Annotated in this window: 16 protein-coding genes and 1 pseudogene; 3 read left to right on the forward strand and 14 right to left on the reverse strand. The window is 42.9% G+C overall.

What is annotated here, in order from left to right:
- Positions 1 to 7: 7 nt before the first annotated feature.
- Positions 8 to 556: a bifunctional pyr operon transcriptional regulator/uracil phosphoribosyltransferase PyrR gene (gene pyrR / locus H6G92_RS21880; protein ID WP_190895702.1), complete on the forward strand. Its 549-nt coding sequence runs from the start codon at positions 8 to 10 to the stop codon at positions 554 to 556.
- Positions 557 to 693: 137 nt separating this feature from the next.
- Here pyrR and H6G92_RS21885 read toward each other — a convergent pair whose 3' ends face one another.
- The 5 genes and pseudogenes from H6G92_RS21885 to H6G92_RS21905 form a co-directional block, all read right to left on the reverse strand.
- Positions 694 to 1,077, reverse strand: a complete 384-nt coding sequence (locus H6G92_RS21885; RefSeq protein WP_190895703.1) for a nuclear transport factor 2 family protein — start codon at positions 1,075 to 1,077, stop codon at positions 694 to 696.
- 103 nt (positions 1,078 to 1,180) lie between these two features.
- A complete protein-coding gene (locus H6G92_RS21890) occupies positions 1,181 to 3,070 on the reverse strand; it encodes a hybrid sensor histidine kinase/response regulator (RefSeq protein ID WP_190895704.1) in 1,890 nt (629 codons plus the stop codon).
- Positions 3,036 to 3,533 carry a response regulator gene (locus H6G92_RS21895; protein WP_190895705.1) on the reverse strand — a complete coding sequence of 166 codons (498 nt, stop codon included), beginning with the start codon at positions 3,531 to 3,533 and terminating at the stop codon, positions 3,036 to 3,038. Before H6G92_RS21895 ends, H6G92_RS21890 begins: the two co-directional genes overlap by 35 nt.
- A gap of 314 nt (positions 3,534 to 3,847) precedes the next feature.
- The gene (locus tag H6G92_RS21900; protein ID WP_190895706.1) at positions 3,848 to 7,198 is read right to left on the reverse strand and encodes a PAS domain-containing protein; all 3,351 of its coding nucleotides are present in this window, start codon (positions 7,196 to 7,198) and stop codon (positions 3,848 to 3,850) included.
- 458 nt (positions 7,199 to 7,656) lie between these two features.
- Positions 7,657 to 7,912: pseudogene (locus tag H6G92_RS21905) on the reverse strand (DUF4277 domain-containing protein); the annotation flags it as partial.
- A 276-nt stretch (positions 7,913 to 8,188) separates the two neighbouring features.
- On the opposite strand from H6G92_RS21905, the gene H6G92_RS21910 reads away from it, so the two are divergent.
- Both H6G92_RS21910 and H6G92_RS21915 read left to right on the forward strand, forming a co-directional pair.
- Positions 8,189 to 9,508: an acetyl ornithine aminotransferase family protein gene (locus H6G92_RS21910; protein WP_190895708.1), complete on the forward strand. Its 1,320-nt coding sequence runs from the start codon at positions 8,189 to 8,191 to the stop codon at positions 9,506 to 9,508.
- Between the two features lie 100 nt (positions 9,509 to 9,608).
- Positions 9,609 to 10,523, forward strand: coding sequence for a DUF1338 domain-containing protein (locus H6G92_RS21915; protein WP_190895709.1), 915 nt, complete (start codon positions 9,609 to 9,611; stop codon positions 10,521 to 10,523).
- A 24-nt stretch (positions 10,524 to 10,547) separates the two neighbouring features.
- On the opposite strand, the gene nifJ is transcribed toward H6G92_RS21915, so the two are convergent.
- The 9 genes from nifJ to H6G92_RS21960 form a co-directional block, all read right to left on the reverse strand.
- Complete coding sequence (nifJ, locus tag H6G92_RS21920) at positions 10,548 to 14,186, reverse strand: pyruvate:ferredoxin (flavodoxin) oxidoreductase (RefSeq protein ID WP_190895710.1); 3,639 nt, start codon at positions 14,184 to 14,186, stop codon at positions 10,548 to 10,550.
- Positions 14,187 to 14,505: 319 nt separating this feature from the next.
- On the reverse strand, positions 14,506 to 15,363 hold the full coding sequence (locus H6G92_RS21925) for a nucleotidyltransferase family protein (RefSeq protein ID WP_190895711.1): 858 nt from the start codon (positions 15,361 to 15,363) through the stop codon (positions 14,506 to 14,508).
- 26 nt (positions 15,364 to 15,389) lie between these two features.
- Complete coding sequence (locus H6G92_RS21930) at positions 15,390 to 16,142, reverse strand: DevA family ABC transporter ATP-binding protein (RefSeq protein ID WP_190895712.1); 753 nt, start codon at positions 16,140 to 16,142, stop codon at positions 15,390 to 15,392.
- A 65-nt stretch (positions 16,143 to 16,207) separates the two neighbouring features.
- Complete coding sequence (gene devC / locus H6G92_RS21935) at positions 16,208 to 17,374, reverse strand: ABC transporter permease DevC (protein ID WP_190895713.1); 1,167 nt, start codon at positions 17,372 to 17,374, stop codon at positions 16,208 to 16,210.
- Positions 17,375 to 17,388: 14 nt separating this feature from the next.
- Positions 17,389 to 17,724 (reverse strand): DUF2834 domain-containing protein, encoded by a 336-nt coding sequence (locus H6G92_RS21940; protein WP_190895714.1) that lies wholly within the window; start codon positions 17,722 to 17,724, stop codon positions 17,389 to 17,391.
- Between the two features lie 153 nt (positions 17,725 to 17,877).
- Complete coding sequence (locus H6G92_RS21945) at positions 17,878 to 19,167, reverse strand: ABC exporter membrane fusion protein (RefSeq protein ID WP_190895760.1); 1,290 nt, start codon at positions 19,165 to 19,167, stop codon at positions 17,878 to 17,880.
- A gap of 270 nt (positions 19,168 to 19,437) precedes the next feature.
- Complete coding sequence (locus tag H6G92_RS21950) at positions 19,438 to 20,040, reverse strand: TetR/AcrR family transcriptional regulator (RefSeq protein WP_190895715.1); 603 nt, start codon at positions 20,038 to 20,040, stop codon at positions 19,438 to 19,440.
- A 346-nt stretch (positions 20,041 to 20,386) separates the two neighbouring features.
- Positions 20,387 to 22,726: a cation:proton antiporter domain-containing protein gene (locus H6G92_RS21955; RefSeq protein WP_190895716.1), complete on the reverse strand. Its 2,340-nt coding sequence runs from the start codon at positions 22,724 to 22,726 to the stop codon at positions 20,387 to 20,389.
- Positions 22,727 to 22,832: 106 nt separating this feature from the next.
- Entirely contained in the window at positions 22,833 to 23,810 is a 978-nt protein-coding gene (locus H6G92_RS21960; protein ID WP_190895717.1) for an SDR family NAD(P)-dependent oxidoreductase, read from the reverse strand.
- Positions 23,811 to 23,819: the final 9 nt, after the last annotated feature.

A 23,819-nucleotide genomic window follows, 5' to 3' on the forward strand; every position in this document is an offset into this window, starting at 1 on the left:
ACTCGCTATGTCTGCCAAAGTAGTTGAAATTCTCTCATCCGAAGAAATCCGTCGTACCTTGACTCGTCTTGCCTCTCAAATTGTGGAAAGGACACGTGATTTGTCTCAACTGGTACTTCTTGGTATTTATACCAGAGGCGCTTTATTAGCCGAGTTGTTGGCGCGTCAAATTGAGACGCTGGAAGGTGTAGCCGTGTCAGTCGGCGCTTTGGACATTACATTTTATCGAGATGACCTCGACAAAATTGGATTGCGGACTCCAACGAAAAGCGAAATTCCTTTTGACCTTACGGGAAAAACAGTTGTACTGGTGGATGATGTGATTTTCAAAGGACGAACGATTCGCGCTGCTTTAAATGCAGTCAACGACTACGGTAGACCAGAAGTGATTCGTTTAGCTGTGTTAGTAGATAGGGGTCATCGAGAATTACCAATTCATCCAGATTTTATTGGCAAGAAATTGCCTACTGCTAAAGAAGAAGTTGTCAAAGTTTACTTACAAAATTGCGATGGACGAGATGCAGTAGAGTTGATTAGTCATATCATGTCCGCCTAATTAGTTATAATTCCCGCATCTGTGCAAAAAGCGCAAAAGCCTCTTTCCCCCTGCCCCCTGCTCCCTGCTCCCTGCGGTCTAAATGATAAGTCTTTAACCAGACACGATATCCCTTTCCTTCTCTATCCCCCACTTCCTCACCGCAAAATTGGGCTACCGTGATGATGAACTAAATACCACTTTCCACCAAGAAAATGAAATACATTTGTAGCTGTTGATTGTGCTTCAAGTCTTCTTCCACCTACTACTTGGAACACATTTTCCCTCAGTACAACATAGGCAATATTATCCGTTATTTCTGTAGCAATTATATCAGTGTTTATTTCGATATAAGCAGTGTTTTTAAATATCTGCTCCCAAGAGGTGCGAATTTCTTTCCAACCTCGCAGTATATTACTTCCAGGATGAATGCAAAAACTACCAGTTCCTTGTGACCATACTGCACTCATTATCTCAATATCTTTTCTTTCAAAAGCACGATAAAAAGCTGCATTAGCCGCTAGTACTTCATCCTTCATCATGGGTAATCAAATATTTAAAAGTTATGAGTTAGGAGTTACTAAATTATAACTCTCAATTTTGACAAATTAGTAATTATCAATACCAATACCCAACCCCCAACTCCTAACTCTTTTTAACGGTGCTAATAGTTTGCAATAATTGGCTAGCTGTATAAGGCTTGGATAAAAAGGCTTTGATGCCCATGTCATAAGCTGTATTAACTTTATCAGTCGAACTCAACCCACTGACAGCAATAATTTTTACATCTGGGTTAATTTTTCGCAGGGTGCGGATAGTAGTTATCCCATCCATAGACGGCATAACCATATCAGTTAATACAAGAGATATTTCATCTCGATGTTCTGCATATAAGGCTATTGCTTCAATGCCATCACTAGCTGTGATTGCTTTGTAATTATGGCTTTCTAGAGATGTTTTTGTCACATCTCGAATGGCAGCTTCATCATCAACGACTAAAATTAATTCTCCTTGCCCTGAAGGTAATCCCTGTTCTTGTTCTTCTACAGTTTCTGCCGCCTCTTGTGCTGGTAAATACACCTTAAATTGGCTACCTTTTCCCTGTTTACTAGATACGTCAATAAAACCACCGTGGCTTTTAATAATGCCAAGTACTGTAGACAAACCAAGACCAGTACCTTTACCAAGTTCTTTAGTAGTAAAAAACGGCTCAAATATCCGATCTAATATTTCTGATTTAATACCAATTCCGCCATCACTAACAGTAATCACAATGTGGTGACCAACTTTAGCTTCAATATGCATGTTGGCGTAATTTTCATCAATAAAGAGATTTTCCGCCAATATTTTTAAAGTTCCACCATTTGGCATAGCATCACGAGCATTAACGCACAAATTCATCAGTACTTGATGCAGTTGGGTAGCATCGCCGGTTACAGTCCAAAGATTTTGCGGAATTTGAGTGGAAACTTCAATGGATTTGGGAAAAGTTTCTCTCATAATTTGCTGAATTTCAATTATTAAATGCTTTAATTGTAAGACTGTGCGATCGCCTTCCAGCCCACGGGTAAAAGATAATACTTGCTTAACTAAGCTTGCCCCACGTTTTGCATTTGTGATCAATATTGGTAACAGTCGGCGAGAACGCTCATCATTAACTTGTGACTCTAACAGTTGCGCTGTCATCAAAATCGGGGCAAGAACATTATTCAGGTCGTGGGCGATACCACTGGCTAAGGTGCCAATACTTTCTAATCGCTGGGCGCGGAGAAATTGTGCTTCTAGTTGTTTTTTCTGTGTAATATCAGTGTTAACAACGAGAATAGATTGTGCTTGATTACCGAATTCATGTACTAGTGTCCAACGGCTTTCAACAATAATTTCTTTACCTGATTTTGTTTTTTGTTGTAGTTCGCCCTCCCAAGAACCATTTTGCATCAAAATACTGAGTGCTTCTTGAACTTGAGACACATGTTTTTCATGCCAGAGAACTCGTATCTTTTTATTAATAGCTGCTTCTTTTTTCCAACCGTACAGACTCTCCGCAGCTTTGTTCCAAAATAAAATTTTATCGTCTAAATCACATACAAAAATTGCATCGGTGGCAACATCTAGTAAAGCGGCTTGTTCGCGGATTTTCTGTTCTGTTTGCTTGCGTTCAATGGCATAGCGGATAGAACGCTCTAATAAAGGTGCAGTCAACTGGCTTTTTTCTAGGTAATCTGCGGCTCCGGCTTTCATCGCTTCGATATCTATTTCCCAGTCGCCCTGACCTGTCAGCAAAATTATTGGAGAACAACAGCCGTTGGCAATTGCTTCGCGCAAAAGTTCCAGTCCATTGTGTGGCCCTAAACGGTAGTCTACAAGATAAATGTCATGTTGGTGGCGAGCGATCGCATTCCTTGCTGCTTCATAATTATTTACCCATTCCAGTTGGCAGTTTGCTACCTGAAATTCACTAAACCAATAACGAGTCAAAATATAGTCGTCTTCGTCATCATCAATGAACAGAACTTTGATGGTGCTGTTGTCCATGTTTTTCTCCCACTGCTTCTAGTGGTAGCTTCACAATTTCAAACCAGTATTTAACTAGAGTCTTCATGACCTCAACAAATGAGGCAAAAGCCACTGGCTTAGTGATAAAGGAGTTGGCACCAAAATGGTAAGTATTATATATATCTTCTTCTCTTCGTGATGTTGACAGTACTACAACTGGAATTCGCCGTAGTTGTGGGTCAGTTTTTATCTCTTTGAGCGCCTCAAGACCGCCAATTCTTGGCATATTCAAATCTAATAAAATCAAACCCGGATGCGGTGAACTGCTGGTGTTAGCATATCGACCACGATGATATAAATAATCCATCAACTCTTCACCATTTCTGACGATGTATAGTTCAATTGGCAATTGACTTTCTGCCAACGCCTCACGAACCAAGATGCCGTCATCTTCATCGTCATCAGCCATTAAAATCGTGACGTTTATTTGTCGACCCTTCACTATGCATCGTCTCCTTTGCATTCGTTTATTAGTATGAATCAAGTTATTAACCCGGTACAGATGGCAACTCTTACGTTGACATAAAGCATCAAATATGCAATTTATATGTCTTAGATATGAAAGTTTTATTTTTTCGTTATGATAACGAGAAAGCCCTGTGGTAGTGTTGCCAATAGCCTGAAATAATCGAATCTCATTAATACTTAACATCATGACCAATTTGTACAATGCATAAGTCCTACAAATTACAGGGTGCAATTGTACAATTAAGCTAATTTTGGGATCTAGGATTAATCCCTCCCCAGGAATAAAAATTAAGAGTGGGAATCAACTGACAATGCGATCATAAATTTCGCTCCTTGCCCAGGTTGGCTTTGGGCTGTGATATTTCCATGATGACGCTCAATAATTTTCCGGCAGATCGCTAAACCTATGCCAGTACCTTCGTATTCAATGCTACTGTGCAAACGTTGAAAAACATTAAAAATGCGATCAAGATATTTTTCATCAAAGCCAATACCATTATCTTCTACGATGATTTGACAAAGTTCAGAATTAGCAGATATGTTGTTATCTGCTTGATTCTCTAAAATTGTACTATAGATTCTAATAATAGGTGGTATTTGTGGGCGGTGGAATTTGAGAGCGTTACCAATGATGTTTTGCAATAATTGACGCATCTGTAAAGGATCAGCTTTAATGGTGGGTAACTCTCCTATTTCTACAGTTCCTCCAGTTTGCTGGATATAAATTTCTAAATCAGATACTACCTCTTGGGCAATTTTTGTGAGATTTACTGATACAAAAGGCTGTGCTCTGGTAGTAACTCGTGAAAGTGTTAACAAGTCTTCAATCAATGTCTGCATTCTCGATGCAGCATTCTGCATTCGTTCTAGATAGTCACGCCCCTGTTCGGTTAATGTGTCGCCACAGGTCGTTTTGAGCCGATCGCCAAAAGTTTTAATCTTACGCAGTGGCTCTTGCAAATCGTGGGAGGCGACAAATGCAAATTGTTTCAGTTCTTCATTGGAACGGGTGAGTTCTTGCCTTTGCCGAGTTTCTTGTTCTAGAATTAGGCTTTGAGATGAGGCAATACCTATTTGATCTGCTAGCTGTTGCAAAAGTTCAATTTCCGAGTTAGTCCACTGGCGGGGATGGGCGCACTGATGGGCAATTAGTAGCCCCCACAGTTGATTTTTGAGGAAAATTGGGACTACAAGGTTAGCTCTAACGGCGAATCGTTGCAGCAATTCGACGTGGCAAGGTTGGATATTAGCTTCTTGTATATTGTTAATAGAACTAATTCGCCCTTGGCGGTACTGCTCGATGTAATCGTTGCGAAAGCAAGAGTCGATAATTTGCTGCCCCAGCACAACAGGCAAACCGGGAACTACTGCCTCTTGAACAGCGAGAAAAGAGCCATTTGGCTGTAGGCGCAAGATTAATACACGGTCAGCAAGCAGTAGCTTTTGCACCTCTATGACACTGGTTTGAAGAATATCATCGATTTGTAAAGACTGACGAATTTTCAGGGTGATATTAGCGAACAATTGCGATCGCAAGTTTTGGCGTTCTAATTCTGCTTGTGCCCGATTGCGATCGCGTAGTACGGCTTGCCGTTCGGTAATATCCATCATCGCGCCCATCATCCGCACTGGTTTGCCTGTTTTGTCATGGACGACATAACCGCGATCGAAGACGTAAGCATAAGAACCATCACTGCGGCGAAAGCGGTATTCATTTAGCCAGAATTTTTCACCACTATTTATTAGTGCGTATGCTTGGGTGGCGATTCTCTGCCTGTCCTCTGGATGTATGTGTTCACTCCACCAATGAGCAGTGAATGTTATTTCCTCTTTCGAGTAACCAAAGAGCGTTTGTAAAGCTTGATTCCACCACACCTCATTAGTCAGCAAATCCCAGTCCCATAAAAGATCATTGGTAGCACGGGCAACTATTTGGAAACGTTCTTCGCTCTGACGCAGTTGTTCTTCTGCCAGTTTGCGTTCGGTGATATCTGTATAGCAATTTGTCATCCGCACTACATTATCTTTATCCCATACTGCCTGACCGCGATCCAAAACCCATTTATAGGTGTTATCTTTACACCGGACTCGATGTTCGCTGATGAAAAATGGGGTAACTTTAGCAAAGTGATCGGCGATCGCTTGTCTGACAAATCCGATATCATCTGGATGCACTCGTGTAGCCCATTCGTCTAAATGATTGGAAATCTCATGTTCTTCGTAACCAAGCATTTGCTTCCAGCGAGTTGAGAAAAAAACTTGATCATTTTTAACATCCCAGTCCCAAATGCCATCATTATTGCCCTGCACGGCTAACTGACAGCGTTCTTCACTTTCTTTGAGTGCGTCTTCCACGTGTTGGCGCTCAATGGCTGTAGCTAGAACATTGGCAACAGCTTGGAGAAAAGAAATATCATCTTTGGTGAAGGTGTGGTGTCTGGTTGTGTGTGCCCCGAATACACCAAAAGGACGCTCTTTGCCATGAATCACTACGCTAATACCGCTGACCACTTGATGCTCATGTAAGAGTGGTGGCCCATTGAATCGTGTTTCGGCGCTCAGATCATTAACAATTACCGGTTCCTTGGAAAGCAGGGTGTAGCCAGCTTGAGAATTTATCCCCGCGCTAACGGTTGCCTTTCCCACAAGTCCAGGTTGCCAACCGACTCCGGCGCGTAACAGCAATCTATGATTATCTGGCAGTAGTTCCAAAATTTTGCAAGACTGAACTTTTAGGCATTGGGCGACGATTGTTACACATGAGTTCATCAGTGTAGTCAAGTCTGTACTAGCTAGGGCCAGTTGACTTAGTTCTGCCACCATCGCTTGCTGGTTAGCACGAACTTCTAGCGCCTCCTCGGCTTGCTTGCGCTTGGTGATGTCCATGTATACCCCAGACATTTGCACAGCCACCCCAGATGCATCTTTAAAGGCAACTCCTTTGCTGGCTAAAACACGAATTCTCCCATCGGGTAAAACAACTCGAAATTCGATGTTATATTTGACTCCATCCCGAATAGCTTGCTGATGCGATCGCCTGACGAAATCGCGATCGTGGGGATGAATGCAGCAGATGAAAGCTTCATAGGTGTAGTTGAAAATCCCTTTCTCTAAGCCAAAAAGTGCTTCCAGATGATCTGACCAAGAAATTTTGTTCGTCAGCAGATCCCAGTTCCAGATGCCCATGCGAGCAGCATCTAATGCCATCGTGAGTTGTGCTTCCCGCAATTGTGCCTGTGCAGTTTGCTGTCGTAATTCCTGCACAGTCCGACTAGCTTCCAGAATCCGGCGCAATCTTTGACGCAATATTGGCCATTGAATCGGCTTGGTAATAAAGTCAGTTGCACCCACAGCAAAAGCTTTTTCTACGGTTGCCTGATCAGAAAAACTAGTAATCATTAACACTGGTGTCTCTTTGCCATCGGGGAGTGCTTGCAGTTGAGCGCAGCAGCTAAACCCATCCATCACTGGCATCATGACATCCAACAGTACTATATCTGGGTGGAGGCGAGTATAGGTAGCGATCGCCTCTAAACCGTTACTCGCTTCTACCACCTGATACCCTGCTTCTGTCAATTGCTCACACAGATGCGATCGCATTAAATTGTCGTCGTCTACAACTAGAATCAGGTTACTCATTTTTTCCCTTGTTTTTTGCGATTAAGCAATAGACTGTGCCAATTTTAAGTATTTAATTTTGGATTGCAAAAAAATTTTAACCCTACAATTTAATTAGTTTTACGGTCAGATAATTAATTTGTAGAGAAACATAAAAAATATTATTGTTCCTAGCCCCAGGAATACAGAGGTTACAGTACGATTGCTTTATTCTAAATTATACTGGTAGTTATGGTTGGTGAGTACTGGAAGCGATCGCGGTCTTCGTTACTTAATTGATTAAGCAAATTCGGGTTCAATGTTTTTATCACAACATTATTCTTACCATCCCGATCCTCAGCAAGATAAGTAATAGCGAAGTATCCCTGTCCTAACTCTTGTTTAATTTCATACTGATCGCGGCGTAACTTCTGTCCAGATGCCCAAGTAATTGGTTGATTATCTCAGAGACTTTTATTAATTTTTGCATATAGCAATTCTCCTTCTGCCAACAAATATTCTGTATCTTTACCTTACAAAAAATTTCTCTTTCTAAGTATAACCAGACGCTTACGAACCCAAGCCATTTAAGATATTGCTTTTATAACCTGACCTGCACTGATTGATGATTTTTTGAGGATGAGTCCCTAGTAGACGATTGATTTGCTCTACTAAGTTCATCTCATTACATATATCTGCGACTATACCACGGAGGTCAATATCTTGTAGCCTGATATGTAATGGTGAAGCTGTCATGCTTCAAAAATACAATATGACGCGGCACCTGCGGAATGTGTGTTATAAAAACGGGCAAGAGTCTTAAAAAAATTCGAAAGTCTTGACCGTGAAGCTTTTTCGTTAAATACCTCTAAGGATTCATGAAAAATTATCTGTAATTTTCCGTAATCGCAGACGTTTACTCTAATTTTTCGGTAAATGCGTAATTCTTACACCAACGGAATCAAATGCTACTGTAAGCAATCAGCCTTTAGCGTTTAATCATCAGTAATCTTTAAAAGATTGGAAAAAATTATGTTAAGTATTCCTATTAACTTAAATTTACCTCGTACACCACGTTTAGTAACTTCCTTACCTGGGCCTTGTGCTCAAGCAATTGTACAACGCGATCGCGCCGTAACTTCCCCTTCTTATACCCGCGATTACCCGTTAGTTGTATCTCGCGGGCAAGGCTGTATGGTAGAAGATGTGGATGGTAATGTATTTCTGGATATGACCGCAGGTATTGCCGTTACCGCCACCGGACACGCCCACCCGGAAGTTGTCAAAGCAATTCAAGAACAGTCCGAACGTCTGCTGCACATGTCAGGGACGGATTTTTATTATGAGCCAATGGTGGAACTAGCGGAACAATTAGCGATTCGCGCTCCCTTTCCCCAGCCACAGAGTAATACTGGGTTTCCCGCAAAAGTATTTTTCACCAATTCCGGGGCAGAATCTAACGAAGGAGCGATCAAACTAGCTAGATATTACACCAAGCGATCGCTAATCGTAGCATTCTTAGGCGCATTTCACGGACGCACTTATGGGGCAATGTCTCTCACTGGTTCCAAAGCAGTGCAGCGAGCTAACTTTGGGCCTTTAGTTCCTGGGGTGACTCATATCCCCTATGGTACTCACGCTAGTTTGGATTACCTGGAACAACAGCTATTTGGCACAATTCTACCACCGCAAGAAGTAGCGGCGATCGTAGTCGAACCGATTCAAGGAGAGGGTGGGTATATCGTCCCCGAAGATGGTTTTTTAAAACGGATTCGGGATATTTGCGATCGCCACGGTATTCTGATGGTAGTGGATGAAGTGCAAGCGGGGATGGGGCGGACTGGTCGCTTATTTGCGATCGAGCATTGGGGAGTCATGCCTGATATCATTACCACTGCTAAAGGTATCGCCAGTGGTCTGCCATTAGGAGCGATACTTGCTAGACCAGAGTTAATGACTTGGCCTCCCGGTTCTCACGCGACCACATTTGGCGGGAATCCCGTAGCTTGTGCTGCTGGTATTGCCACACTGCGACTCCTGGAAAGTGATTTGATGACCAATGCTACCCAGATGGGAGAAATTTTACAAGCTAGTCTTACCCAGTTGCATCAAAAATTTCCCAGAGTATCACCACCACGAGGTAAGGGTTTGATGGTAGCGGTGGACTTATTGGATGAACAGGGTAATCTTGATCATAAATTGCGCGATCGCATTATCCAAGAAGCATTTTTACGCGGTTTATTATTGCTAGGTTGCGGTAAAGCAGCAATTCGTTTCTGTCCCCCTCTAGTTATCGACAGCGACCAAATTAAAATTGCCGTTCAAATTATCAGCGAGATTTTAAATTCTTAAAATATTAGGGGAGTGAGGAGTGGTGCGCAGAGGGAGATTTCCTAACTTTTGACTCTTGGCCCTTCCTTGACAAATGATTAATAACTAATGACTAATCTATATGAAACCCGAAATAGCCCTTAATTTATGGAAATTACTTTGGCAAGAATATAGCGCCAGAGTAAATCATGCCCGTACCTATCAACAAATGATTACTGCTGCGGGTGGAACAGTTACCAATGACCACATCGCCTTTCGGTCTCTGCGTTTATTAGTAGATACTCCACAGGGTCAAGTTAACTTGGGAATTGACTACCTCGCGCAACTTGCAGAAGCTTTAGGTTACGAGGCGGCTGGAGAGTATAATTTTGCTCAAACTCATCTGTATGCTCGTCATTACCGTCATCCGCAGCAAGAAGAAATTCACTTACCTAAGCTGTTTATCAGCGAGTTGATTGTCGATGAATTGCCTGCTAATATTGCCCAACTCATCTCTAAAACAGTATCTTCAATCCCAGACGAACTGACTTCACCCCTTACTATTCTCAAACAATACGGAAACGTTGAAACCATTGCTAAACAATTCCAGCAAGTCTTTACCCGCCCTTGGCTACCTCCCCAGCGTTCTGTTGTCGAAGAGGTGAATGAAGTTACTCAGTATGGGGCTTGGGTGTTGCTGCATGGATATGGTGTCAACCATTTCACAGGCTACGTCAACGGCCAGAATACTCCACAATATCCAGACATTGATAGTACCGCCAGTGCTTTGGCTAACCTGGGTGTACCAATGAAAGCAGAGATAGAGGGAAATGTTGCTTGTGGTTTGCGGCAAACTGCAACTCAAGCAGTAACGGAAATGGTAACAGTGTTAGATGATAATAGTGGCGCAGAAACTCAGATCCCTTGGACTTATGCCTATTATGAAATTGCCCAGCGCTATCTAGTAGAAGTGGAGCCTGGAAAGCAGGTACTTTTCGATGCTTTTTTAGGAAGTAATGCCCAGCAACTGTTTGAAATGACTCGTCTTTCTAAGTAGTTCAGAGTAAGTCTTACCAAGGCTTCAAGGGTTGGAAATATCGCGTTTTGCCAGATATTGGTACATCTGCCAACGTGTATCTACCTCAGCTTGGGCTTGTTCTAACAAGTGCTTGGCAACGTCGGGTTTGCTCTTGGTAAGCATCTTGAAGCGATTTTCTTGATACATCGAATGTTCTACAGATTGCGTAGGCGATCGCATATCCAATTGCAATGGATTTTTACCCTGGTTGAGTAACTCTGGATTATGCCGATACAGCAACCAACGACCTGATTCTACCAGAGTTTTTTGATGATTCATCCCTGTGGTCATGTTAATGCCGTGGGCGATGCAATGGCTGTAAGCAATAATCAGTGATGGCCCATCATAAGCTTCTGCTTCCAAAAATGCTTTGAGAGTATGTTCATCTCTAGCGCCAAGGGCTACACTCGCTACGTAAACATTTCCGTAGGTCATGGCAATCATCCCTAAGTCTTTTTTTGGTGCAGGCTTGCCACTGGCGGCATATTTAGCAACGGCTGCTCGTGGCGTGGCTTTAGAAGATTGACCGCCTGTATTAGAATACACTTCTGTATCCATCACCAAAATGTTGACATTTCGACCACTAGCAATTACATGATCAATGCCGCCAAAATCAATGTCATAAGCCCAACCATCACCACCAACAATCCAGACGCTTTTTCTCACCAAGTAGTCTGCAAGGGATTTGAGATTTTGGATTTGAGATTTTAGATTGGGGTCAAAAGTTACAATTTCATCTAACCTTTGCTGCAACAATTCTATTCTTTCGCGCTGTTCCCAAATATCAGCCTCGGATTTTTGTTCAGCTTTGAGGATGGAGTGGACAAGGTTTTCATCTATTTCACTCCCCAATTTTTGCAACAATTCCGCTGCAAACTCGGCTTGTTTGTCGAGAGAAAGGCGGAAGCCAAAACCGAATTCGGCGTTATCTTCAAATAGATTATTAGACCAGGCCGGGCCGCGTCCTTGGGCGTTGGTTGTCCAAGGAGTTGTGGGGAGATTACCACCATAAATTGAGGAACAACCTGTAGCATTGGCGATGACGGCGCGATCGCCAAACAGTTGTGTTAATAATTTTAAATAAGGTGTTTCACCACAACCTGCACAAGCACCAGAGAATTCAAATAAAGGTTCTTGCAGTTGTTGTTGACGAATCTGGTTTAATTTTAGCGATCGCCTATCAGGATTGGGTAAACTCAAAAAGAAATCCCAGTTGTTCCGCTCTTGTTCTCGCAATGGCAACTGTTGTGCCATATTAATCGCTTTTCGCGATGGCTCAGATTTATCTTTAGCAGGGCAAATATTTACACAAATAGTGCATCCCGTACAATCTTCTGGAGCAACTTGAATGGTAAATTTTTGATTGGCAAAGTCTTTATCTTTTGCACCAGTTGACTTAAATGTTTCTGGTGCATTGACTAACTCATTCGGTTGATAAGCTTTGGCACGGATGGCACTATGGGGACAAACCATGACGCACTTACCACATTGTACGCAGACATCCGGCTCCCACACAGGTATCTCTTCGGCAACGTTACGTTTTTCCCATTTGGCAGTACCTACGGGAAAAGTGCCGTCAACTGGTAGTGAGCTAACAGGTAAGTCATCACCTTCCCACACCATAATTTTGCCCAGAACTTCTCGCATAAATTCGGGAGCGTGGGGAGACGCGATTAATCGCGTCTCTACCCACTCTCTTGTAGAGACGCGATTAATCGCGTCTGTATTGAGGATTGTTTGTGGGACATCTACTTTATGCAAGTTGTCTAGGGTGTTGTCTACAGCTTGCAGGTTCATGCGGACAACTTCTGCGCCTTTTTTACCGTAAGTCTTATCTATCGCTTGTTTGATTTTAGCGATCGCTTCTTCTTGCGGCAAGACACCTGCTAAAGCAAAGAAGCATACCTGCATAATGGTGTTAATTCTTCCACCCATTCCACTTTCACGGGCAACTTGGCTAGCATTGATTACGTATAATTTCAAATGCTTGTCGATAATTTGCTGCTGCACCTTCAACGGTAGATATTCCCAGACGCTATCTGCATCATAAGGACTGTTAAGCAGCAAAGTCGCCCCAGGAATAGCAGCCTTCAAAATATCTATGCGTTCCAGAAATCCCCAATGATGACAACCAATAAAGTTGGCTTGGTCAATTAGGTAGGTGGAGCGAATTGGCTCTTTACCAAAACGTAGATGAGAGACGGTTATCGAGCCAGATTTTTTGGAATCGTAGACAAAATAGCCTTGGGCGTAATTGTCGGTTTCTTCACCAATAATCTTGATGGAGTTTTTGTTAGCCCCAACAGTGCCATCAGCACCTAACCCATAGAACATTGCCCTAACAACATTATCCGATTCTGTAGAGAATTTAGGGTCAAAACTCAAGGAAGTATGACTAACGTCGTCATTAATCCCAATAGTAAAGTGATTTTTTGGTTTAGCTTGGGCAAGGTTATTAAAAATTCCCTTCACCATCGCCGGAGTAAATTCCTTAGAAGAAAGACCATAACGACCACCCACAATTTTAGGGTATGAGAAAGTATTTTCTCCCCCTGCCTCCCCTGCTCCCCCTGCTCTCTTATCCCCCCACGCTTCATGGATAGCAGCCACAACATCTAAATACAAAGGCTCCCCGGCGCTACCTGCTTCTTTAGTGCGGTCGAGAACTGCGATCGCTTGTACACTGGTTGGTAATACTGCAACAAACCTTTGGACATCAAAGGGACGGTAAAGTCGCACTTTCACCACGCCAAGTTTTTCACCACGGGCGTTAAGGTAATCTACTGTTTCATGGACGGTTTCACAACCTGAACCCATAAGAACAATAACGCGATCAGCATCGTTAGCACCGTAATATTCATAGATTTTATAATGCCTTCCCGTGCGTTCTCCAAATTCATCCATGATGCGCTGGACAATATCTGGACAAGCGTTGTAATAAGGGTTAGCGCCTTCACGTCCTTGGAAGTAAACATCGGGGTTTTGGGCAGTCCCCCGCAAGACTGGACGATCTGGGGTGAGGGCACGGCTGCGGTGGGCGAGTATTAGATTATCGTGAATTAGCGATCGCAAATCGTCATCTGAGAGCAGTTTGACTTTCTGCACTTCATGTGATGTGCGGAAGCCGTCAAAGAAATGCATAAACGAGACTCGCGTCTCCAGTGTAGCAGCATGGGCGATGAGAGCAAAATCTTGACTTTCCTGCACCGAAGCGGAACAAAGCAGAGCAAACCCAGTAGCACGGGCTGCCATCACGTCGCTATGGTCGCCAAAAATTGATAAAGCGTGGGTAGCCAAGGAACGGGCTGCAACGTGAACCACGGCGCTAGTCAACTCACCAGCAATTTTGTAGAAGTTGGGTATCATCAACAATAATCCCTGAGATGCCGTGAAGGTGGTACTCAGAGAACCTGTTTGCAATGCCCCATGCACAGCACCAGCCGCTCCCCCTTCGCTCTGCATCTGCACAACGCTGGGAACAGTACCCCAGAGGTTGGAACGACTTTCTGCTGACCAAGCATCTGCCCATTCACCCATCGCTGAAGAGGGGGTGATGGGATAAATGGCAATCACCTCATTTAATTTGTAAGCAACACGGGCAACAGCCTCATTCCCGTCGATGGTTGCAAAGGTTTTGTTCATAATTGGATTTTTGTCCCCGCCTCTAAGCTGCATTATCAGAACGTATGAATATAAGAATCAGAAATAGCCAGTATTAGAAAGTAAGTATATTATCTGCATTAAAAATTTCACGGTAGGATTTACTCCGTGTTTAAAAGATAGTTTGTTGATACCTTTAGGCTTTTAAATTAACTTTCAATCAATACTGCATCTATTAATATCTCATCCGCAATACTGTATCTATTAATATGTATTAATAATGTACTCAATGACCAAAGTCTTTGTTTGAAAAGGCTTTTAGATAATTTATTCTTTTTTCTGGGGTACAGGGACGGGAATATTAGATTACTAATCGTCGGTTTCCATACCATTGACTCAAATCATCCTCAATCGCATCAATAATCGCGATCGCTTCAGTTATTGACTTTGCATCGGCAGCTAAAAGTGCAAACGCTCGCTCAACCCTTTTTTGATAGTCCTGCGGGCAAATCGCAAACCTATTAGCAATTGCGAGCGCCCCCTTTTCATTCAACAGGTAATCTTCATTGAGCGCGAATAAAACTTGATTCATACACGCCACACTGCGGAAACAACAACCTGCTGCATAAACAACATCATTGCGGGCGATCGCCTTTTTTGCAACCAACAGTGAAAAACTTATTTCCCAAGCGAAAGTATCAATAGTTGCCTGTTTCAGCCCAACTGGATACGGTTTTGTTTTTACCTTTAAAGCTTCTAAAACACCATCAGGGTCGTAAAGTACCTGACAAAGAGCAATTTCTCCCATATAAATTGAGGATACAAACCCATGAGGATGTCCTGGTTGATAATCAATAGTAATGCGCCCTATATGGCAATCATCAATAACACGATTAACCTTCGCCAAATCACGATAGAGAAAATCCACACCTACACCTTGAACCTGTAGCCAACCACCACCGTTAATCCACTTTCCCCATTCCCCGATCGCAGTAATCAAATTTACGCGATGGTTATCATCAAGCTCACAGGCGAGGCGATTTAAAGCAATTAAATCGGGCGGATTTTCTGGATTGTAATAAATTCCCAAATCCACATCTGACTTGTTAGTATGGTTGCCCCGCGCCCGTGAACCACCCAGTGCGATCGCTGTAATTCCCTCAATTGACTGCAAACTTGAAACAATATGGTTGATGAATTGAGGCAATTCTTTATTCATAGATTTTTGCAAATTACGAATTAGTATTACTTGCTTGTTGTGATAGAATCTACGCCATCTGTCTTCAACTGACCATCCTCCATATAAATGATGCGATCGGCAATATCGAGGATGCGATTATCATGAGTAACTAGCAAAATCGTGCAGCCTTGTTCTTTAGCTAGCTTCTGCATTATTTCTACAACATCGCGCCCAGATTTTTTGTCAAGTGCAGCAGTGGGTTCATCTGCTAAGACAATTTTAGGATGGCTAACTAAAGCACGAGCGATCGCTACTCGTTGCTTTTGCCCTCCAGATAGTTTCTCTGGGTAGTAATTTACACGATCACCTAAACCGACAGTTTCCAAAATGGCGATCGCTTTGGCGTTGATATCCTGATTCAAAAAATCGTCGTGCAACTCTAGAGACATTCGCACATTTTCTCTAGCTGTTAAAAAAGTCATCAGATTATGAGCTTGGAAAATATAGCCAATCTGGCGGCGAAGCTTAGTTAACTGCTGCTTTTTCGCACCACAAATTTCCTCCCCTAAGATTTTGAGACTACCTTCTTGGGCAGAACGCAATCCACCCATTAAGGTTAACAAGGTGGTTTTCCCCGATCCAGAGGGGCCAGTCATAATAACGATTTCCCCAGCCTTAATCTCCAAATTAATGTCGAATAATACTTGTTTGCGAAGCCCACCTTCACCAAAATAATGGTTAAGGTTGCTAACAGAAATCACAGGTTCTAAAACAGAAAGTATTGAGTTGGAATTTTCTGGTAAAGATTTTTGCAACATAGGATTTTATAGGGCATTAAGGGAGAGATAATTCCTAATTTTCGTAGAGACGCGATTCATCGCGTCTAAAAAACATCAGCAGGGTCAGCAGATCGTAACTTCCGCATTGCGATCGCACCAGAAACACTACACATAATCACAGTCAAAATCCAAACTTGTATCGCCCGTTCCATTTTCATAAAAATAGGAAGCATCGTCGCAGCGTAGGTGACTTGATACAACCCAAAAGAAAGGATGAATCCAGGCAGAAAACCTAAGATAGCCAATAACAATGCTTCTTGAATTAGAACTCCCAAGAGATAATTATCGGTGTATCCCATTGCTTTGAGGGTGGCATATTCTGGCAAGTGGTCAGAAACATCAGAGTAAAGGATTTGGTAGACAATCACGATGCCAACGATAAACCCAACTCCAGTACCTAAACCGAAAATAAAACCAATGCCAGTACCGGCTTCCCAATAAGTTCTCTCCACTTTGGCAAATTCCTCTGGAGTGAGAACTCTGACATCTTGAGGTAGTCCATTGACAAGTTGCGATCGCACTTTTTCTACATCGGCATCTGGTTGAAGTGTAATTAACCCAACTTCGATGCGATCGGGTTGACGTTCTGGGAATAGCTGGAGAAAAGTAGAGTCACTGGTGATCACATTCCCATCGGCAGCAAAGGAAGCACCATCAGTAAACAAGCCTTTAACAAAGACAGCTTTACTATTCAGTTCTGTGTCAAATTTGCCTGTTTTCTTAAATATATCGGCAACTGCGCCGTATTCTGGACGACCTGCCTGGTCAAATATAACTTGATACAACTGTTTAAGATGCTCCTGATTTTGGTTAATTTCAGGCGATTTAAATGCGGGTTGTACTGGATCAACACCCCAAACCAAAATGGCACGCTCAAGACGTGTTTCAGGATTCCGCCACTGTCCAGTGCTGATGTAGACAGAATTAACTGACTGAACACCTTCATAACCTAATGTTTGATACAGTCGTTCTCTGGAAAAGTTTTTTACAGAAAACAAAGTTTGAAATTGGGGATTAATTAAAACCAAATCTGCCTGTAAATTGCGATGAGGTTTCACAGCTGCATCAAAAAGCGCACTTTCAAATCCCAACTGGATAAACATCAGCATATCGGCAAAGGTAATACCTGCGACTGCGACAGCCAAACGCGTTTTTTCTTTCATTAACTGCCGCCATGCTAGCGGCGTTTTGCGAAATATTTTAGGAAACATATTTAAAAAACCCTTTAATAATCCAGTGTTTCAGCTTGCTGTTCAAGCTGGCGCTCTCGCATGAAAAGAAATAAGGGAAGACCTAAAGAAACACCAACCAAAAGATTACAGACAACGTAAACCCAGAGATTTTGCATTTTTAGACGTGTTCCTTCCCAAAATACGAATGTCCAGAGAACTAGCGATGAAACAATCACATCCATACCAAAAAATCCAGAAATTTTATTAGCAAAGAGTTGTTCAAAAAACAGCTTTATATCAAGACCATCCTCTAAGAGAAATGGAACAAACTGGGAGTAAGGTAGAACGAAGCCAAGTACACAAAGCAAAAGATATATGACTTTAATCATGATTGAATTCACCTTATAAATAATCAGGACTAACGCAAAAACCCTCTACAACTCTTATTACTTGGCGCACTTGGCGCACTTGGCAGTTCGTTTTTTCATGATTTTGCGTAAGTCTTAATAATGTTGGAATACACGAGACAGCGAACAACAACTCTATATTTCAATTGCTGTCTGTACCTGTAAGTTAGTGAAACCTGCAACTCGCTTACTGTCTTCAGGATTGAGGCGAATTTTCACCTCAACTACTCGGCTATCAAGGTTTTCCCCTGGCTGGTTGCTGAAAACGTTTTGTCTATTCACCTGCAAGCCAATTTGGGCAACGGTTCCTCGCAGTTCACCAGCAAATGCTTGACTGCTAATAACTGCCTGTTGTCCTAGTTTCACTTTGCTGATGTCGGTTTGATAAACTTCTGCGATCGCCATCATCTGGTTTGTTTGCGCTAAGTCTGCAATGCCAGAATCACTAATTTTTTCTCCGACTCGCGTATGAATTTTGATGATCTGTCCCGCCATCGGTGCTTTGATGTAAGCACCCGCCAACTCTGTTTGGGCATGTTTAAGTGTAGCGATCGCATTTTCAACTTCTGTCTTGGCGGCAGCTACGTCTACAGGTCTAACTTCTGCAATACTGGTGAGTGTGGCTTTGGCTTCACTAACTTGTTTGCTACCAGTGGCGTTAGTGCGGGCAAGTGCTGCTTTGGCTTCAGATAATTGTTTGCTAGCTGTGGTGTTAATTCGGTTGAGAACTGCTTTAGCTTCGTCTACTTGCTGTTTGGCAGTTTCTACGGTCAAGCCCTTACTATCATACAAAGAATTAGAAACTGCACCTTGAGAATATAGCTGCTGATAACGTTGATATTCAGCTTCGGCATTTTTGAGTTCTGCCTCTAGCTTCTTGATGGTTGCCTCTTGCGCTATTCTGTCTCCTTGCCACTGTGCCTCTATGCGGAATATCGCTTCCTGTTGCGCTGTTTTGTCTCCTTGAGATTGAGCTTGGAGGCGTTCAACACTTGCCTGCTGGGCCTGAATTTCTCCTGCTTTTGCTCCTGCTTCAACTTGAGCGAGTTTAGCTTGAGTAACTCTAACTTGTTGTTGAGCTTGTATTACAGCAGTTTGCAAGCGATCGCGAGCATCTAATATTGCCACAATCTGTCCGGCTTTAACGCGATCGCCCTCTTTGACTAAAATTTGGGCAATGCGATCGCCATCCAATGCTAAGGGCGCAAACAAGCTAATTACCTCTGCTTCCGGTTCTAGCCGTCCTAAGGCGGCCACTTTTTGAATTTTGGGCGTGGTTTCAACTGGCTCAGATTTCTCAGTTTGACCAACTAGCCCAAACTGAGAAATCCCATAAATAACAATTCCACCTGTAATAGCAGTAGCTGCAATTACTAATGAAATTAACCCTTTACTGGAAGCTTTGGATGACAGCTTTTCAACCATCTCTTTTGTTCTCATAAAAGTTTTGTTTTTTGTGTAAAAATTTAATTGCTAATGATAACCAAAAGTTATCAATTTTGTTTGAATACAATTATTTCTCATTCTTATATATAAAGCATTTTGGAAATTAGAGAGGTACGAAATATAGCTATCAAACATTATAAAAAGCCTATTAAGTAAGTCGGTGCAATAAAACCAAACTATGTAAATAAAAGTAAATAAAGCTCAAATTCTTTCTCTCCCTGCTCCCTGCCTTATTGCAACAATAATTATTTACGCCGACTTACTTACACTACTGGTTCCTACTACATATTGGGGCAAGTATGCCGTTAGCATTTTTCCTAATAATGCACATTGTTCAATAAAATCAATTGTTTCATCACCCCATAATTTCTCTAGAATTAAACCATTGACAAAGCTCAAGACAAAGGAAGCTAATACCGGGTCTTGAATACCCAAAAAATCACAGGCTGCCTGCTGATAAAGCTTATTAGTCCGCTTAAAAACACTATTGTTTAACATTTCCTTAGAGTCTTTGTGTTGACAAAAATCAATCCAAATGTAAGTCCATTTAATGAAGTAATCTTCGTTTTTTACTAAGTATCTTCCTAGTGCTTCCATCGACTCTTGCAAAGTTTGTGCTCCTTCTAGTTCAGCTAATGCTGCACTTAAATCCTGCTCACATATCTCTTGGGCCAATTGCTCAAATAGAGCTTGTTTACTAGGAAAATAGTGGTACAACGTACCAGTAGAAACCCCTAATCCTTCAGCAATTTGGCGCATAGTGATGGAACCATAGCCTTTTTGGGCAAATAAATCAAAGCACTTATCGAGCAGTTCTTTACGGTATTGCTCATGGTCAACAATCTTAGGCATGTCTCAGTTATTTATTTTATATCGAACGCTCGTTATGCATTAGAGTAACATCTTTGCTAGTGATATGTAAATACATAGTTGATTGATTTACCTTGCAATACGGTTCGGTTAAGGGAAGAGACGCGATAAATCGCCGTCTCTACAAAGGACTGATTATTGTAAAAACGGCGCGGCGATTTATCGCGTCTTTGTGATCTATAACTTTCATCAAAAAACCTTATCCGAACCGTATTGATGCGATTCCTACTTCATCGGCAAGCACATCATTTCCATAGGGATTTTAGCATCCGGCGCATCGACGGCTGCTGTTAATCAGGTATTCGCCCTCACCCAAATTCCGAATTAGTTAATCAATTACACTATCCGCAGGCAGAAACTCTTTGAGGGCTTCTGCCTCAGCAGCTTTCACCACTGGGATAGAAAGAGGTACTGAACTAGCGATCGCAAATAACTGTTGTAGTTGGCTCAGACCTGTCAAGCCACCACATAATAATACTTGGTCGCCAACTCGCAAATCCATGCCGCCATCAGGATAGCGGATAAACTTGCCATCGCGCCGGATCGCCTGTACCTGTACTCCAAATTGCTTGCTGATATCTAAATCTGCAAGGGTTTTACCTAGGGTTGGCGTATCTGCATTAACTGTAATCCACTGGCAAGCACTATTTTCTCCGGGAACAGCAGCTTGTCCTTTAGCAAATTCTGCCAAAGCTGCCAGTTCTTCATCTGCTCCGACTACCAGCAAGCGATCGCCATCCTCTAATCTAGTTTGATTATTGGGATAATCGATTTCATCACCATTAGCGCGGCGAATTGCCATCAAACTCGCTCCTGTTAAGTAGCGCATATCTGCTTCCTCTATACTCATACCAATTAAGGGCGAATTAGATGGTAGAGGATACCAGCGCTGATTTAGATCGCGAGTTGCTTGGCGCAAATCGCGGGCTACTTCAGTTGCAGAACGCTCTGGTCGCAAATCTAAATAATGATCGTTGCGGATTTGCTGCATTTCGCGTTGGACGACAGCTGGCGACAACAAGCCTAAGCTTGTTAATAAATGAGTTGCCATTTCTAAGCTGGCTTCAAACTCTGGTTGGACAACTTCTTTTGCTCCCAATTGATACAGCACCTCAATATTTTTATCCTGGGTAGCACGGACAACCAAATCTAATTCTGGGCACAATTCCAGAGCGCGTTTCAAGCAAAGACGGGTACTCATGGGGTCTGGAAGTGCGATCGCCATTCCTTTGGCATGATTCACCCCGGCGGTTTCCAAAACATGTAAACTCACGCAATTGCCATAGACATAAGGCAGCCCAGCCTCACGTAACTGTTGAATTCTACTCTCTGATTGGTCGATGATTACCATCGGCAGGTCGTGTTGCTGCAACAACTTCACCAAATTCTTGCCCACTCGCCCATAGCCGCAGACTACCACATGGTCTTTGAAAGGCAAATCTTCCGACACATCCCGTACCTGATCTTCTTGTAAATACGGTTTCAACCAAGGCATTGATTCGGCAAAATTAAATAAAAATGGCACTAACCGCAGGACAAAGGGAGTAAGCATGAGAGTGACTGCGGTGGTTCCCAAAATTAATAAGTATATCTGCCGGGACACCAGCCCTAATGATTGCCCTTCACTGGCGAGAACAAAAGAAAATTCCCCAATTTGCGCCAGTCCCAAACCGGCGATTATGGCTGTTTTCAAAGGGTAGCGGAACAGCTTTACTAAGGGCGTGATAATCAGAAATTTACCTACGAAAACTAGCGCCACCAATCCTAAAATCAATTCCAGATTATTCCACAGAAACACTGGGTCAATTAACATCCCAATAGCGGCAAAAAATAAACTGGCAAAGATATCTCGCAGTGGTTCCACATAAGTCAGGGTTTGATCGGCGTATTCCACCTCAGAAATCATCAAACCCGCGACAAACGCCCCCATTTCAATCGACAGCCCCAAATGCTCTGTCAATAGGGCAATGCCTAAACACAGGGCTACAACTCCTAATAAAAATAGTTCTCGGCTTTCGGTACGGGCTAACAGTCGCAACAAAGGCGGTATTAGCCAAATCCCCGCAGCTATTGCACCAGCAGCAAATAAACCAATCGAAGCTAGCGCTGTGAGGACAGTGATACCAATGGTTTCTGCGGGTTGGTTGAGGGCTGGCAAGACTGCTAACATCAGTCCCAGTGCCAAGTCCTGTACTACCAAAATCCCTAGCATCACTTGCCCGTGAGGCGTTTCTGTTTCGTTGCGTTCCATCAAGCACTTGAGAACAACGGCTGTGGAAGACAAGGACAGAATACACCCCAAAAACATGCCCTTAGCAGGTAAGGCTCCCCAGGCTCCGGTTAATGCGCATACTACAACTGTCACCAAAATTGTCAGAGCAATCTGAAGTCCCCCTCCGCCAAGAGCGATCGCTTTTACCTTCTTGAGTTCCGCAAAGGAAAATTCCACACCCAAGGCGAATAATAAAAAGGCAACCCCGAACTGTGCCAGAGTCTCTACTTGAATAAGTTCTTTAATCAATCCCAGTCCGGCTGGGCCAATGATCATCCCGCCAATCAGATACCCTAACAGCACAGGTTGCCGCAAAAGTGCCGCCAACAGCCCACCGCAGGCTGCAACACCCAAAACTAAAACTAAATCAACAATTAGCCTAAAATCTTCTTGCACCAGTTTTAAAAGAACTTTAATTAAGACCTATTAATTCAGGATACAAACTTTTACGATCGCAAACAGCTTGTTTGGTGAAGGTGCGACAAAATTTGCATATTGGGCATTAAATTTTAGGCGAGCTAAGGGCATTCAGTAGCAGCAGTGACCACGGCACTTTAATATCGGGTATGAGCCATGAGTAATTTCTCAGTAGAGGTAATGCAGCCGGCAGCACAAAACGTAAAGAGCGTAGAGATGCAGGGCGATCGCCATTTTCATCTACAATTCCATATTTCTTAGCTAGTTCGGCAACAATCTGTACACGCCCTGTACGGCTCATGACATTTGGCTCACAAGCAAGTGCAGCAATCACCCGTCCAGTTAATAAGGGAGTTTCCCAGTTGTAGCGATCGCTAAGAAATGAGTTATTCTTTTCAGGATCATTGGTTTGATTCATTTCAGAAGCAAAACGGGAAAAAAGCTCAGTACCAACAATACCTGGCCAAATTGAAACAGAAGCGACATTATGGGGTTTTAACTCAACAGCCATATCAGCTGCTAGGCGATCGCAAGCTGCTTTCCCAGCACCGTATGCTGTATTAAATATATAAGACATACTACCCCACGAGGAAATGGTGCAAATTAGTCCAGAGTTCCGCTTGGTCATCATTCGGGCAGCAAAAACACTCGCAACATAGTGGCTACGAAGACCAACGTTATTACTAGCATCCCAAAGACTTGGTTCACAATCCCAAAAGGGCTGCCCATAAGCGTCTTTTAATGCCTGAACTCCTGAGTAAGCATTATTCACCAGTAGGTCGAGTTGTCCATCCTGCTCATCTTGGATGCGCTCAAACAGTAAACGCACCTGCTCATCGTCGCTGTGGTCTACTCGGACGGGAATGCACACACCACCAACTTCCTCTATGGCTGATTGCGTTTCGCTAAGACTCCCTGAAACTGCATCACTGGAAGAGTTATTGAGGCTGCGCCCGGTAACATATACAGTTGCCCCAGCCTCACCCAAGCCAATAGCAATTCCCCTACCAATCCCCCGCGTAGCACCTGTGACTAATGCCACTCTACCCTCAAGATGTCTCATAATAATCCC

Origin of the sequence: Nostoc foliaceum FACHB-393 (assembly GCF_014698505.1) — a bacterium.
GTDB lineage: Bacteria > Cyanobacteriota > Cyanobacteriia > Cyanobacteriales > Nostocaceae > Nostoc > Nostoc foliaceum_A.